A 15429-nucleotide genomic window follows, 5' to 3' on the forward strand; every position below is an offset into this window, starting at 1 on the left:
ATGGCGAAACTACCGACACGCATCTGCGAGCTGCCGGCCGTCAAGCTCGCCTATCTCGCGAACCAGCTCCGCGCCAAGAAGGACCTCCTGGCCGCGGAGCCCATCGCCGTCGTCGGCATGTCCTGCCGCTTCCCTGGCGGAGGCGAGCTGCCGGAGACCTTCTGGCAATTCCTCCGCGAGGGAGGCGATGCGACCCGCGAGGTGCCTCCCGAGCGCTGGAACATCGACGAAATCTACGACCCCACGCCGGGCGCGAAGGGGAAGGTGTACACGCGCCGGGGCGCCTTCATCGAGAACGTCGACCTGTTCGAGCCCGCGTTCTTCGGCATCCCTCCGCGCGACGCGAAGGACATGGATCCGCAGCAGCGCATGCTGCTCGAGGAGTGCTGGCGCTCCCTGGAGCGCGCGGGCATCCCTCCCGCGGGGCTGACCGGGAGCCGCACCGGTGTCTTCGTGGGGCTGATGCACAACGACTACAACGTGCTCGGCATCACCGCGGGCGTGGAGATGCACTCCGCGTCCCTCAACTACCCGTCCATGGCGGCGGGGCGCATCGCCCACACGCTGGGCCTCCAGGGGCCGGCGCTCACCGTGGACACCGCCTGTTCATCCTCCGCGGTCGCCGTCCACCTGGCGTGCCAGAGCCTGCGCAACGACGAGAGCGACCTGGCCCTCGCGGGAGGCGTCAGCCTGAGCCTGTCCCCCATCACCATGATGTTCGAGTGCCAGAACCGGATGCTGGCGGTCGATGGTCGGTGCAAGACCTTCGATGCGTCGGCGGATGGCTTCTCGCGCGGGGAAGGGTGCGGCGTCGTCGTGCTCAAGCGCCTGTCGGACGCGCTGGCCCAGGGCAACCCCATCCTCGGCGTCATCCGGGGCTCGGCGCTCAACCACGATGGACGCAGCAGCGGCTTGATGGTGCCGAACGGGCGCGCGCAGGAGCGCGTCATCCGCATGGCGCTGGAGGGCTGCGGCGTGGAGCCCGAGCAGGTGGGCTACGTCGAGGCCCACGGCACGGGGACGTCGCTCGGCGACCCCATCGAGATGGAGGCGCTCCGCTCGGTCTTCGGCCGCGCGCCCGCGCGAGCCTCGCCGCTGTTCGTCGGCTCCGTGAAGACGAACATCGGACACCTGGAGGCCGCGGCCGGAATCGCGGGGCTCATCAAGGTGCTGCTGGCCTTGCGGCACGAGGCCATCCCCGCGCACCTCCACTTCTCGCGGCCGAACCCGAACATCCGCTGGGAGGACCTGCCGGTGGTCATCCCCACCGCGCTGCAGCCCTGGCCGCGAGGGGAACAGCGGCGGCTCGCGGGCCTGAGCAGCTTCGGCTTCAGCGGCACCAACGTGCACCTCGTGGTGGAGGAGGCCCCGCTGCTGCCTCGCCCTCCGGTGGTGCGTGAGCGCCCCGTCCACCTGCTGACCCTGTCGGCCAAGACCGAGGCCGCGCTCGAGGCGCTGGTGGAGGTGCATGCGTCCACGCTGCCCGACGAGGGCGAAATGCTCGGAGACTGGTGCTACACGGCCAACGTCGGTCGCTCCCACTTCGAGCACCGTGCGGCGGTCTCGGGCGCGAACGCGGCCGAGCTCCGGGCGGGCCTGTCGCGTCTGGGCGCGGGGAGGACCCAGCCCCAGCGCGAGCCTCGACGGGGGACGGAGGGCCCGAGGCCGGTCTTCCTGTTCACGGGGCAGGGCTCGCTGCGTCCCGGGGTGGGGCGCGAGCTCGCGCAGACCTGGCCCGTGTTCCATGCGGCGGTGCAGCGGTGCTCGGAGGCGCTGAAGGGGCTGCTCGAACCCAGGCTCGAGGACATCCTGCATGGCGAGCAGTCCTCCTCCTTGCTCGCGGACACGCGCTACGCCCAGCCCGCGCTCGTGGCGCTCGAATACGCGCTCTGCGAGCTGTGGTCGTCGTGGGGCATCGTCCCAGGAGCGGTGGTCGGTCACAGCCTGGGCGAGTACGCGGCCGCCGTGGTCGCCGGAGTCCTGTCCATCGAGGACGCGCTGAAGCTGGTCGTCGCGCGCTCCCGGCTCATCCATGAGGCCCCGGGCGAGGGCGCGATGCTGGCCGTCAACGCCACGCTGGAGGTGCTTGCTCCGACGCTCGCGCCGCTCTCCCAGCTCATCTCGCTCGCGGCGGTCAACGGTCCTCAGGACCTGGTCATCTCCGGAGACCGCGCGGCGCTCTCCGAGGTCGCGGCGCGTCTGTCGCGTGAGGGCATCGGCTGCAGGCCGCTGTCCGTCACCCACGCCTTCCACTCGCCGCTCATGGAGCCGGTGGTGACGGCGTTCGAGGCGTGCTTCGACGGGGTGGCGCTCGCAGCGCCACGGCTCCCCTTCGTCTCCACGCTGGAGGACGGGCTCGTCTCGGAGGCGCTGACCCGCCCCGCGTACTGGTGCCGCCACCTGCGCGAGCCCGTCCGCTTCGCCGACGCGCTGGAGACATTGCGTGAACAGAAGCACCGCACGTTCCTGGAGGTGGGGCCCACGCCGGTCCTCACCGGCCTCGGCCTGCGCAGCTACCCCCACGAGGAGGCGCTGAGCTGGCTTCCGAGCCTGCGTCCCTCCTCTGGCGAGACAGCGCAGCTGCTCACCGTCCTGGGCGCTCTCTACGAGCGGGGCTTCGAGGTGGACTGGAGCGCGTTCGATGCACCCTTCGAGCGGCGGTCCGTCACCCTCCCGACGTACCCCTTCCGTCGCGAGCGCTATTGGATCGACTCCCCGACGGGGGGCTCCATGGCGGAGCGGAGGACGGCTCGCGCCAGTTCCCCTCTGCTCGCGGGCGCACCGTTGTCACTCGCGGGGACGAAGGGGACGCGCTTCGCGGCGCGCCTGGGTATCCGGGAGCCCTCGTTCCTCGCCGAGCATCGGGTCTTCGGCGCGACGGTGCTGCCGGCCGCCTGCTACGTCGAGATGGCGCTGGGGGCCGCGCACTTCACGGCGTCGCCGGAGGCGTCGTTCGACGTGCTCTCGTTCGAGCTGGAGCGCCCGCTCGTGCTCGGCGAGGCCGAGGGCCGTGAGGTCCAGACGGTGCTGACGCCAGGGGAAGGGCGCACGCACTTCGAGATCTACAGTCAGGAGACGACGGGCGCCGAGGGGGACTGGGCTCGCCTCGCCCATGGTTATCTCGCGGAGCATCGCGAGTCCGCGCGACACGTCGAGCTGAAGGCCGGGCTGCTCGCGCGCTTCTCCCCGCCGCGACCGGTCGAGCCGTTCTACGCGCTGATGGCTCGCCATGGCATCGAGTACGGCCCGTCGTTCCGTGCCATCGATGCGCTGAGGTTCGGGAAGAACGCCTGCCTCGCCCATGTCCGGCTGCCCGACAACCAGGTCATCGGGATGGGCGAGTACCGGCTGCATCCGCTCATCCTCGACGCCTGCTTCCAGACCGTCGCGGCCCTGTTCATGGAGGAGGCCAGCGAGGCACGGGACCACCGCCAACGGATGCCGGTCGCCATCCAGCGCCTGCGCTGGTTCAAGAAGCCCGGGAGCAGCGCCTGGGTCCACGCACGCCACGACGAGCGAGCCTCCGCCTCCGATGAGCTCTTGAGCATCGACCTGCGCATCCTCGGGGAGACAGGGGAGGTCATCGCCGAGGTCGAGGGGCTGCTGCTGAAGCGCATCGACCGGCGAGCGCTCTCGACGTCCCTCTCCGGCTCCACGCGGGAGCTGCTCCTCGAGCTGGCGTGGCGCGAGCTGGATTTTCCTCCGACCCGGACACCGACTTCCCTCCAGACCCAGCGTTGGTTGTTGCTCGCGGACTCGGGCGGCGTCGCGGAGGGCCTGAAGGCGCAGGTCCAGCGTCACGGTGGAACATGTGTCTGGGTGACGCCGGACGCGAGCGACGAGCCGGGCCACGTCCATGTCGACCCGAGCGATCCAGACGGCTTCGTCCGACTCCTCCAGGCGCTGTCCGACGAGGGGGCCGCGCCGACGACGGTCGTCTGCCTCTGGGGGCTCGACGAGCGCCGGGCCGAGGCGCTCTCACCGGATTCCCTCATGGGGGCAACCGCACGGAGCGCGACGGGCGTCCTCCACCTCGTGCAGGCCATGGCGCGCGCGAGCTGGGCCCAGCGGCCGGCGCTGTGGCTGGTGAGCCGAGGCGCCGTCGCGGCCGCACCAGGGGACACCGTGGATGGCCTCGCGCAGTCGATGCTCTGGGGACTTGGACGCGCGGCCGCCATCGAACATCCGGAGCTGGGGTGCCGGTTGGTGGACCTGGACGACGGCGAGGACGCCGCCTCGCGGTTGTTCGAGCGGATGACCCGCGTGACAGGGGAGAACCTGCTGGCGCTCCGAGGCGCTCGGCTCCTTGGCGCTCGGCTCACGCGGCCCGTCGCGCCGTCGAACACCCCCCGCCCGATGGGTGTGCACGCCGATGGCGCGTATCTCATCACCGGAGGCTTGGGCGCGCTCGGGCTCGCCACCGCCGCGTGGTTGGTGGAAGCCGGCGCCCGTCACCTGGTCCTGGTCGGCCGAGGCGCACCGACAGAAGCGACGAAGCCGCGACTCGACGAGCTGGGCGCGCGCGGCTGTGAGGTCACGGTGGCGCGCGCGGATGTCTCGCGCCTGGACGACGTGCGGCGCGTCCTGGAGGACCTCGCCGGGAGAGGCACCCGGCTGCGAGGCATCTTCCACGCGGCGGGCGTGCTGGAGGACGGCGTGTTCCTGCGGCAGGACCGGGAGCGTCTGGAGCGTGTGCTCGCGCCCAAGGTGATGGGCGCGTGGAACCTGCATCACGCGACGGCCGGCCTGCCGCTCGACCTCTTCGTCATGTACTCGTCCGCGGCGTCGCTCGTCGGCGTCGCCGGGCAGGCCAACTACATGGCCGCCAACACCTTCCTCGACGCGCTGGCGCACCACCGCCGCGCGAGGTCGCTGCCCGCGCTCAGCGTCAACTGGGGACAGTGGGCCGGCGAGGGAATGGCCCAGAAGGCGAGGGGACGCACGGCGACAGCGGGCGTCACAGGCCTTCCGCCCCAGCGGGCGCTGCGTTTGCTCGAGGAGCTGCTGGGCCGGGAGGTCGCGCAGGTGGGGGTGCTGCCCTTCGACCCCTCCACGCAGGGGGCTTCGCTCTCCGAGGTCCACGGCGCCCTGTTCTCCGAACTGGCGGCGCGTGAGAAGGCGCCCTCCGCCGGCACGGGCCGGATGGTGGAGCTGCTGGAGGAGTTCACGCGCTCGGATGGCGCGCGTCGGCGAGGGCTCCTGACGCACTACGTGCGGGGCCGGTTGGCGCCGTTGCTCGGGTTCCCGCCGGAGCACGAGGTGCTCCAGAAGAAGATCTCCCTCAACGAGATGGGGCTCGACTCGCTGCGCGCCGTCGAGCTGAAGAACCGCATGGGTCGCGAGCTGGGGGTGGACCTGCCCATGGCCCGCTTCATCGACGGCACCGGTGTCGCCGGAATCGTGGAGGCGCTGCACGAGCAGCTCGAGCTCAGCGAGCTGCTCGCGCGTGTCCCCGTCTCCGCCGCGCAGTCCGAGGTCGAGGAGCTGACGCTATGAGGATGGGTGAGCTGCTCGCCGAGCTGAATCGGCGGGGCCTCGAGGTCCGTGCCGAGGGCGAGCAATTGAAGCTCCGAGGCCCGAAGGGGGCCGCGGGCGAGGAGCTCCTGAAGGTGCTCGCCGAGCACAAGCAGGAGCTGCTGGCGCTGCTGAGAGAGCGCCAGCGGGTGGACGAGGAGCGCCCCATCACCCCCGTCGAGCGCACGGGGCCAGCCCCGCTGTCGTTCGGACAGCAGCGGCTGTGGTTCCTCGACCGGCTCGAACCCGGAGGCGCCAGCTACAACCTGGTGATGCCCATGCGGGTCGAGGGACATCTCGACGTGGGGATCCTGGAGCGCTGCTTCGTCGAGATCGTCCGCCGTCACGAAATCCTCCGCACGCGCTACGCCGAGCAGGAGGGCGTCCCGGTGCAGCTCGTCGACCCCGAGCCTCGGCTCGAGTTCGAGGTGATGGATGAGGCGGAGGTGTTCGCCTATGAGCCCTCGGGCACGGAGGCGTTCCTGCGCCGCGAAGGGGAGCGGCCCTTCGATTTGTCCGAGGGCCCGTTGATCCGCATCCTCGTGGTCGACCGGGGGCCCCAAGGCCAGTACGTCCAGGCCTGCCTGCATCACATCTCGGCGGATGTCTGGGCGCGCGGCCTCATCATCCGCGAGCTGACGGCCCTCTACGCGGCCTTCGTCCAGGGGCGGCCCTCTCCTCTGCCTCCCTTGCCGCTGCAGTACTCCGATTTCGCCATCTGGCAGCGGGGGCACCTGCGGGGCGAGGTCCGCCGCGAGCTGGTGGATGCCTGGAAGCGGCGACTGGCCGGGATGCCTCCGCTGCTGGAGCTCCCCACGGACCGCCCGCGTCCCCGGGTGCGGACCTATGCGGGAGGCGAGGTCCGCCTCGAGGTGGAGGCCCCGCTCACCGAGGCGCTGAAGACCCTGAGCCATGCGGCCAACGCCACACCCTTCATGGGCATGCTGGGCGCCTTCTTCGTCCTGCTGCACCGGCTCACCGGACAGGAGGACCTGGTCATCGGCGCGAACTCCATCAACCGGACCCGCACCGAGCTGGAGCCGCTGGTGGGCTTCTTCGTCGACAACCTGGTGATGCGAGTGGACCTGGGGGGCCGTCCGGACTTCTCCACCGTGGTGAAGCGCGTCCGGGAGGTGGTGCTCGACGCCTTCGCTCATCAGGACCTGCCCTTCGACCTGCTCGTCGAGGAGCTGAAGCCCCCGCGCAACCCCGGCTACAATCCCCTGTTCCAGACCGTGTTCTCGTGGACGCGGGCCATGGAAGGCACGCCGGCGCCGAGCGGGATGAACATCCTCCCGCTCGAGTTCGAGACCACCACCTCGCGCTTCGACCTGGACCTCTTCGTGGAGGACCACGGCGACCGGCTCACGGTGCGCTTCGTGTTCAACCGGGGCCTCTTCGACCAGGGCACCGTCCAGCACTACGCGGACTGCTTCCAGCAACTGCTGCGGGGGTTGGTCACCGAGCCCCAGTGCCCGGTGGGCGAGCTCCCGTTGCTGCCCGCGGACGCGCGCGAGCGCCTCCTCCGGCAGTGGAACGACACGCGAGGGGAGGGCGCGGACGGGCCGTGCCTGCACGTGCTGTTCGAGGCCCGCGCGGCGCGGACGCCGGACGCCTGCGCGCTCGTCATGGGGGACTGGGAGCTGACCTATGGCGAGCTGGACCAGCGCGCGGACCGACTCGCGGCGGCGCTGCAGGCGCTGGGCGTGGGGCCCGAGACGCGGGTGGGCCTCTGCATGGAGCGCTCGCCCCGGCTCATCGTGAGCCTGCTGGCGGTGCTCAAGGCGGGCGGCGTGTTCCTCGCGCTCGACCCCGACGAGCCGCACGCGCGACTGCGGCGCATCCTCGACGACGCCCGTCCGCGGGTGCTGCTCACCTCCGGGACACACCCGGAGCTGGAGGCCGGCATGACGGTCCTCCACGTGGACGCGGCGGCGGAGCGGCTCCCGGACGCCACCGGTGTGCACCTGCGCCGTGACGTCACCCCGGACCACCTGGCCTACGTCCTCTACACCTCCGGCTCCACGGGCCAGCCGAAGGGCACGGAGGTCACGCACCGGAGCATCGTCAACTATCTGAAGTGGAGCGTGCGGACGTACCGGCTCGACGAGGGCACGGGGAGCCCGGTGCTCGGGTCCATCAGCTTCGACGGCACGCTGACCAGCCTCTTCGCGCCGCTCATCTCGGGCCGCGCGCTGTTCCTGCTGCCACGGGGGCGGGAGCTGGACCTGCTGTCCTCCAGGGACTACCCCGAGCAGGGCTTCAGCTTCATCAAGCTGACGCCCTCGCACCTGCGCGCGTTCGACGGGCTGGGGCGGCTGCGCGAGGTGCTGGAGCGCACCCATGCGGTCGTCCTCGGTGGCGAGGGACTCCACGGTGGAGACCTGGAGACGTGGCGTGCCCTGCGCCTCCCCACGCGCGTCATCAACGAGTACGGCCCCACGGAGGCCGCCGTGGCGTGCTGCTTCCACGACGTGCCCGCGGACGGCGGCGCGCTCCCCGAGCGCATCCCCATCGGCAAGCCCATCTCGAACACCGCGCTGTATGTCCTGGACCGCTGGGGGCAGCCGGTGGCCGTCGGCGTGTCGGGGGAGCTGTACATCGGCGGCGTGGGGCTGGCCCGGGGATACCTGGGGCGCCCGGACCTGACAGCCGAGCGCTTCGTGCCCGACCCCTTCGAGGCGGGCGCGCGGCTGTATCGCACGGGAGATCTGGCCCGGTATCTGCCGGACGGCACGCTCGAGTTCCTGGGGCGGTTGGACGACCAGCTCAAGATTCGTGGTCACCGCGTCGAGTCCGGAGAGGTGGAGGCCGCCCTCGCGCGGCACCCGAGGGTCACCCACGCCGCCGTGGTGTTGCAGCGCGCTCCGGGACAGGAGCCGCGCCTCGTCGCCTACGTCCAGCCCTCGGAGCCGCGAGCGCCGGGTGAGGACCTGGAGCGCGTGCTGCGCGAGTTCCTCCAGGGAGAACTCCCCGAATACATGCGCCCGTCGGTCCTCCTCATCCTCGACGTGCTGCCGCTCACGCCCAGCGGCAAGGTCGACCGCAAGGCGCTTCCCAGCGCGGAGGCAGGGCCACGGACCCGGGGCCTCGCCGTGCGCGAATCCGGCGTGCTGACCGACACGGAGCGAAAGCTCCAGGCCCTCTTCCGCGAGCTGCTGGGGCTCGACGCCGTGGCTCCCGGCGACAGCTTCTTCGACCTGGGCGGGCACTCGCTGCTCGCCGTCACCCTCATCGCGCGCATCCGGAGCGTGCTGGACGTGGAGGTCCCCCTCAACGAACTCTTCGAGCGACCCACGGTGGAGGGACTCGCCCGGTGGGTCGACGCGCAGGCCGGAGTGCTCGCGCCGCGCCTGCCCGAGGGCGTGGTGGTGCTGAGGCCCCAGGGGCGCAACCCGCCGCTGTTCGTCGCGCCTCCCTCCGCGGGCAATCCCGCCGTCTATGTCTCGCTCACCCGCCACCTGAGCCCCGAGCAGCCCGTCTTCGGCTTCCAGATGCCGGGGCTGCTGGACGACAGCGCCCCCAGGGCCACCATCGAGGAGGCGGCGGCGCACTACGTGGACATCATGCGGCGGATGCAGCCTCGGGGGCCGTATCGCCTCGCGGGGTGGTCCTTCGGCGGCATCATCGTGTGCGAGATGGCGCGCCAGCTCGAGGCGCAGGGAGAGCAGGTCGCGCTGCTCGGCCTGATTGATGGCGCCTCACTCGACCGCAAGGCCGCGCAGGACAGTCGGGACCTCCGGCAGGCGGTCTCCACGGGCTCGCAGCTGGTGAAGGTGCTGGCGCAGACGCCGCTGCCGCGGGACTACGAGAACCTCCGGCTCGTGGGCGAGTGGATGGGCATCAGCCTCCCGGAGACGCCCAAGGACCTCTGGCGCAAGGACTCGGGCGGGCAGCGCACGTACCTGCGCAGGTTCCTGAAGGACGTGTCGCGAACGGCGCGGAACATGTTGGTCACCCTGCGGGCGGAGCGCTCCTACACCTTCACCGCGTACGGGGGCCGCGCCACGCTCTTCCGGGCCGAGCCCCCGAGCCAGGGGCGGGATTCGCTGGTCGACAGCGTGCGCAGGTTCGCGCCCAATGGCTTGCAGGTCATCGTGGTCCCCGGCAATCACATGACACTCGTCATGGATGAGAAGAACGCCGCGGTGCTGGCCTCGCGGCTCCAGCAATGCCTGGACGCGGCCCTGCCCGGAGTGCCCGGACAAGAACCTTCTCGGGCGCTCCTGCCCGCGAATGGGTGGAAGGCGCAGTTCTCGAAGGAGGTCGCGTGATGCCGCACCGGATCCTGTCAATGGATGGTTCCTCCATCAGTGGAGGGGAGGGCTACGTCACCACGGGCATGCTCGGAGCGCTCCGACAGACGCTCGACGCGGGAGGAGACCGACGGGCCCTGCTCAATCAGGTGGACCTCTTCGTAGGCACCTCCGCGGGCTCGTTCAACGCGGCCTTCTTCGCCAGCGCGGCGGACCCGGACAGCGCCTACGACAAGAGCCTCCAGTTCTGGGGCGAGGCCGTCGCCATGAACAGGAAGGGCGTCTCCCTGGGACGCACGCTGCTGGCCCTGACGGGCGCCAGCTCCTTCCTCGACTCGAACTACATGCGCGACTTCCTGGGCGGCTACTTCGGGATGACGACGCGGCTGGGCGATCTGAAGCGCAAGGTCGTCATCCCGAGCTTCCAGCTCGACGGACAGCGCAAGGGCGTGCGGACGTGGAAATCGAAGATCTTCCACAACACGGGCCCGGAGAACGACCCGGACATGAATGAGCTGCTCATCGACGTCCTGATGCGCAGCGGCTCGCCGCCGCTCTCCTATCCCATCTACCAGGGGCTCAAGGAGCGGGGCAGCGGCTACGTGGATGGCGGGCTGTACGCCAACAATCCCTCGCTCGTGGGGCTGGCCCAGGCCATCAACAACAGCTCCCGCAAGAACAAGCACGAGCAGGTGGACACGCTGGCGACCGAGCCGCCCAGCCTGGACTCCATCCTGGTGCTGTCCATGGGCAACGGCATCATGTCCTCCTTCCTCTCGCCCACCTTCCGGAGCGGTGAGTCCAACTGGGGCTTCGCCCGGTGGCTGTTGGACACCCGAGACCCGATGGTGCTGGTGAAGATGTTGCTGGAGGCGGGCTCGGACGCGGTGAACTACCAGTGCCGGATGATCCTCCGGAAGAAGTACTTCCGGCTGGACCCCATCGTGGAGCAGCGCATCTCCGCCTACGACGCGAAGCATGTGGAGGCGGCGCTCGTCCAACTGCTGAGTCAGCAGTCCACCATGGACCAGCTCCAGCGCACGCGGCACTGGCTCGAGAAGTCCGGCTGGCTGGGCGACTCGCGGCAGGACACGCAGCCCTCACAGGTGGGAACCTGATGGCTGAGACGACGCAAGTCCTCCTGGTCTCGGGGAGCGGCGGCGCGGGCCGGACGACGGTGGCGGCGGCGACGGGCCTTGCGGCCTCGCGTCGGGGCCAGCGCACGTTGGTCTTTTCCTTCGACTCCTCACGAGACCTGCGTGGGGCCTTCGGCCTGGTGGCGCCGGTGCTCCCGGAGGCCCGGGGGCTGCCCGTTCGCGTCGATGACCGGCTGCACCTTCAGGAGCTCGACGTCACGTCGGAGCTGAAGCGCCGCTGGAGCGAGGGCCGCGGCGAGGTGGCCGCGCTGCTCGGTGGTGGCCTGGAGGGCGTGACGGCGGAGGAGGTGGCGCTCGCTCCGGGGGTGGAGGTGCTGCTGGCGCTCCTCCTGCTCGGCGAGCACAGCCGCGCGCGGACGTACGACCTCATCGTCATCGATGCGGGGGACGCGCCGCGCTTCGTCGGCGGCGCGGACGCCGTGGGCTGGTATGCGCGCAGGTCGAGGGCTCCGGAGCAGAGCGCTCGGCGGGCACGGCCGTCGCGCGTGGACCCGGATGTCCTCCACTCGGTCAGCGACAAGCTGACGGACGTGGGCGCGCTGCTGCGAGACCCCACGGTGACGCGCGTGCGGTGGGTGACGACGCATGACCACCGGACCGAGCAGGGCCTCCGGAGGGCCTGCTCGGCGTTCGGTCTGCAAGGCCTTGCCCTGGATGGAATCATCCTCAATCGCCTCTCGCTGGTGGGGGAGGATGCGGCCCTCGCCCGGCACCCGGCGGTCGAGAACCTCCAGCACCTGGTCGGCTCCATCCCGGTGACAGGGATTGCGCTCCAGGGGCGGGACATCGTCGGGGAGGAGGCGCTCGAGGCCTTCGCGACGCTGCTGTACCGAGGCGAAGACCCGGCGCGGCTCGGGAGCACGCCTCCCAGCGTTGGCGTCGGCAAGCAGGCCGTGGATGTGTACAGGCTGGAGGTCCAGCTCCCCTTCGCGCGCAAGGAAGAGGTCTCGCTCTCCCGGCGCGAGGCGGAGCTCGTCATCCAGGTAGGTGCCCTCCGGCGCAATGTCCTGCTCCCCAGGATGGTCGCGCCACTCGCCACCGCCGGGGCGAGCCTGGAGGGCGACAGACTCGTTGTCGAGTTCAAGAAAGAGAGGGTTTGAACATGGTCTGGCAGAACAGACGTTTGCCGAAGGACTTCTTCCGGTTGGAGACGCAGCCCGAGGAAGGCGCCCGCGTCGCGGAGGTCGTCGATGCCGTGATTCCAGGAGGGAAGGGCTTCATCCAGCAGCTCTTCCGCGCGAAGAAGGACGTGCTGCAGGGGGTCTCCCACCTGCTCCAGGCGCAGATCCACGAGCTGGAGCACATCGACTCGGCCATCCGGGGCGAGTACCGGCCGGGCGTCGCCGGTGCGGCGGCCTCGTGCGCGGAGTCGCCGCTCAGCCCGCGCATGATGACCATCAAGCAGATGATGGAGGAGGCCAGCGCGAAGCTCCGCGGAGAGCGGGTCGCTCACGCCCATGGGCCCGACGCCGCGTGTCCTCCGGCTCACACCACCCATGGCGCGGTGGAGCGCCCCAGGAGCACGGAAGGTGAGCCGGGCAGCCGTCCCGGCACCACGGGTCCGGAGAAGATTTCGCTCACCTGAGTCCACGTCGTCCGCGTCGTGCATCCACGGTCTTCCTCGCCACGTCGGTGGGCGCTGTCCCACCGCGGGCGAGGTGTCGTCGAGGAGGCGGTCTCATGGAACAAGAGGGACAGGGACGTATCCTCGCGGAGCGACTCGCCGCGCTTTCACCCGAGCGCAGGGCGCTGCTGGAGCTGGCGCTGAAGCGGGCCCCGGCACCTCGTGCGGTGGGTCCGCGTCCTGGCCTGGACGTGTTGCTCCAGGAGGGGACGGAGGACTTCGCGACGTTGGCGCCGTTCCCGGAGGTCGCCGCGTCGTTCTCCTGGGTGCTCGCTGCGCGAGGGACGCGGACGTACGAGCAGGCCCGGCTCCTGGAGGACGCGCACCGCGAGCTGCGCGGGGTGCTGTTCCGGTCGGTGGACCTCACCGCGTGCGAGCGGGTCCTCGGCTTCGGCGGCGGTGAAGGCCGCGAGTGGGTGTCGCTGGCCCGACGGCCCGGGACGTTCCGCGTCTTCGGTCATGCATCCTCGTCCCGAGAGGCGGAGGCGGCCCGCGAGCGCGTGCGTGCCCAGGCGCTGGAGGGCCGCATCGAGGTCGTGACGGGCGGGCTCGACTCCGACGCGCTGGAGCCGGGCTTCGATGTCGCCTTCGGACTGGAGGCCCTCGTCCCTCCGGAGGACCGGCGGGCTCTCTTCGCGGCCCTGGGGAAGAAGGTCCGCGAAGGGGGGCGACTGGTCCTCGGGGACGTGTTCCTGAAGACGGGCCTGGCGCCGCCGCACGTCGAGCGACTGTCGCTGCCGCTCATCGAGGAGCTGGCCGTCTGGCTCACCACGAATGGCTTCCTCGTCGTGGACTGCGTGGACGCGGCCCGGGAGATGGGGAACTTCCTCCACGAGCCCCAGATGGACGCGCGGCTGTCGCAGCTGGGCTGGGGGGGCGAGGATGCGCGTGCGCAGGTGGCCCGCGCGTACGAGGTGATGGGCGGTCTGCTCCGTGGCGGCGCGGCCGCCTATCTGCTGCTGACCGCCGAGCGGCGCGGTGGGATGGAGTCAGGGCAGCTGGAGGCGCTGAACCGCGAGAGGCTGACGGCGGCGACTCCCTACGCCGAGCTGCCACACACGTGGGTGTATGCGCCCACGTGGCGACCCGTCGCCAGCCCTCCGCCCGCGGAGGACGCCACCCCGTCGCCCGGGCACTGCCTGGTCTTCGCGGACAAGGGAGGGGTGGGCGAGGCGCTCTCGCGGCGCGTGAGCGAGGCGGGGGGACGCTGCACCTTCGTCCACCGCGGCGAGGTGTTCCGACAGCGCGAGGACGGCGGTTACGAAGTGCCCCCGCGGAACCCGGAGTCCTTCCTCCGGTTGATGGAGGCGCTGTCCGCCGCCGGGCTCGTGCCTTCCCAGGTCGTCTACCTGTGGAGCCTCGAGGTGCCGGAGCCGGAGGGGCTGACCGTCGCGCGGCTCCAGGACGAGACGCTCGATGCGTGCGGCGGCCTGCTGTACCTCGCCCAGGCCCTGCTCACGGCGGGCGCGAGCCACCCGGCCTCGCCTTCACTCTGGATGGCCACGCGGGGCGCCCAGCGCGCCGACGACACGGGTGGGCTCCCGGGCCTGCTGGGGGCTCCACTCTGGGGCTTGGGGAAGGCGATCGCCTATGAGCACCCGGAGCTCGACTGCCGCCGGGTCGACCTGGATCCGCGGCGCGACCTCGAGGACGGAGCTCAGGCGCTGTGGACGGAGCTGCGCTCCCGCGACGACGAGGACCAGGTCCTGTTGCGCGAGGGGCGGCGCCACGTGCTGCGGCTGGCCCGGCATCGGCGGTGGGACTGGGAGGGCGCGGGACGCCTCCAGTTCAGGGCGGACGCCACCTACCTGGTGACGGGAGGGCTGGGCGGACTGGGCCTCCAGGTGGCGCGGTGGATGGTGGAGCGCGGGGCGCGCAACCTGGTGCTCCTGGGGCGCAAGCGGGCGAGCGACGTGTCCGCCGAGGAGGTGAAGGAGATGCGGGCCCGGGGCGCGGCCATCATCTCGCTCGCGGGTGTGTCGGTGGACTCGGACCTCGACTTCGTGATGGCGGGCATCTCGAAGCGCATGCCGCCGCTGCGAGGCATCATCCACGCGGCGACGGAGGTGGACGACGGCATCCTCGTGCACCAGACGCGCGAGCGCCTGGGCCGGGTGTTCGCGGCCAAGGTCGCCGGTGCGTGGAACCTGCACCGGTGGCTCGCGGGCACGCCGCTCGACTTCTTCTTCTCGCTGTCCTCGTCCACGTCGTTGATGGGCGCCTCGGGGCAGGGCAACCACCTGGCGGCGACAGCCTTCCTGGACGGGCTCGCCGAGTACCGACGCTCCCAGGGCCTGCCAGGGCAGAGCTCGAGCTGGGGCGCCTGGACTCAGCCCGGCGACGAGGCCCAGGCGGCGCTGGACGCGCGCATGCGCAAGCGCGGCGTGGGCCTGGTGCCTGCGAGGCAGGCATTCGCCATCCTGGAGCAGGTCTTTGGTCCGATGCCGGCGGTGGTGGGGGTGATGCCCATCCACTGGCCCACGTTCCTCGGCGGCCTTCCGGGGGACGGGCCTCCGCCGTTGTTCGCGGACTTCGGTGGGGATGCTGGCGCGGGTCACGCGGGCGCGGAGCTCAGACGCGAGCTGCTGCGCCGCGTGCGCCAGGGCTCCGCGGAGGACGGGCGGAGCGCGGTGCTCGAGTGGTTCCGCGCGCGGGTGGCGAAGGTGCTGGAGCTGGGCGTCACCCAGCTCCCGGAGCCGGAGCAGTCGCTGCATGAGCTGGGGCTCGACTCCCTGATGGGCGTGGAGCTCAAGAAGCTGCTGCACGCGGAGCTGCGGGTGGAGTTCCCCCTCCAGGAGCTGTTGGGGGGCAAGAGCATCGGTGAGCTGTCGGGTTCTCTCTACGAAGCCCTGCGTTGAGATTCGCAAAGGAGTGGAAC

At 71.1% G+C, this 15429-nt stretch carries 6 protein-coding genes; all 6 read left to right on the forward strand.

All coding sequences use genetic code 11. The annotated features are described in order from the left end of the window. The 6 genes from OWM54_RS40215 to OWM54_RS40240 all read left to right on the forward strand — a co-directional run bounded on the left by OWM54_RS40215 (position 1) and on the right by OWM54_RS40240 (position 15409). Positions 1-5496, forward strand: coding sequence for a type I polyketide synthase (locus OWM54_RS40215; protein ID WP_267700760.1), 5496 nt, complete (start codon positions 1-3; stop codon positions 5494-5496). Further along, positions 5493-9788 (forward strand): amino acid adenylation domain-containing protein, encoded by a 4296-nt coding sequence (locus OWM54_RS40220; protein WP_267700761.1) that lies wholly within the window; start codon positions 5493-5495, stop codon positions 9786-9788. Before OWM54_RS40215 ends, OWM54_RS40220 begins: the two co-directional genes overlap by 4 nt. Then, a complete protein-coding gene (locus OWM54_RS40225; protein WP_223747404.1) occupies positions 9788-10888 on the forward strand; it encodes a patatin-like phospholipase family protein in 1101 nt (366 codons plus the stop codon). Before OWM54_RS40220 ends, OWM54_RS40225 begins: the two co-directional genes overlap by 1 nt. Beyond that, positions 10888-12027, forward strand: coding sequence for an ArsA family ATPase (locus OWM54_RS40230; protein WP_267700762.1), 1140 nt, complete (start codon positions 10888-10890; stop codon positions 12025-12027). Before OWM54_RS40225 ends, OWM54_RS40230 begins: the two co-directional genes overlap by 1 nt. A gap of 2 nt (positions 12028-12029) precedes the next feature. Continuing rightward, entirely contained in the window at positions 12030-12512 is a 483-nt protein-coding gene (locus OWM54_RS40235) for a hypothetical protein (protein ID WP_223747406.1), read from the forward strand. A 95-nt stretch (positions 12513-12607) separates the two neighbouring features. Then, the gene (locus tag OWM54_RS40240) at positions 12608-15409 is read left to right on the forward strand and encodes an SDR family NAD(P)-dependent oxidoreductase (RefSeq protein WP_267700763.1); all 2802 of its coding nucleotides are present in this window, start codon (positions 12608-12610) and stop codon (positions 15407-15409) included. Positions 15410-15429 lie beyond the last annotated feature (20 nt).

The sequence above is a fragment of the Myxococcus sp. MISCRS1 genome (genome assembly GCF_026626605.1).
Lineage (GTDB): Bacteria > Myxococcota > Myxococcia > Myxococcales > Myxococcaceae > Myxococcus > Myxococcus fulvus.

Coding starts and splice junctions, on each gene's coding strand:
- OWM54_RS40225 (WP_223747404.1), top strand. CDS start 9,788: ATGCCGCACCGGATCCTGTCAATGGATGGTTCCTCCATCAGTGGAGGG.
- OWM54_RS40220 (WP_267700761.1), top strand. CDS start 5,493: ATGAGGATGGGTGAGCTGCTCGCCGAGCTGAATCGGCGGGGCCTCGAG.
- OWM54_RS40215 (WP_267700760.1), top strand. CDS start 1: ATGGCGAAACTACCGACACGCATCTGCGAGCTGCCGGCCGTCAAGCTC.
- OWM54_RS40230 (WP_267700762.1), top strand. CDS start 10,888: ATGGCTGAGACGACGCAAGTCCTCCTGGTCTCGGGGAGCGGCGGCGCG.
- OWM54_RS40240 (WP_267700763.1), top strand. CDS start 12,608: ATGGAACAAGAGGGACAGGGACGTATCCTCGCGGAGCGACTCGCCGCG.
- OWM54_RS40235 (WP_223747406.1), top strand. CDS start 12,030: ATGGTCTGGCAGAACAGACGTTTGCCGAAGGACTTCTTCCGGTTGGAG.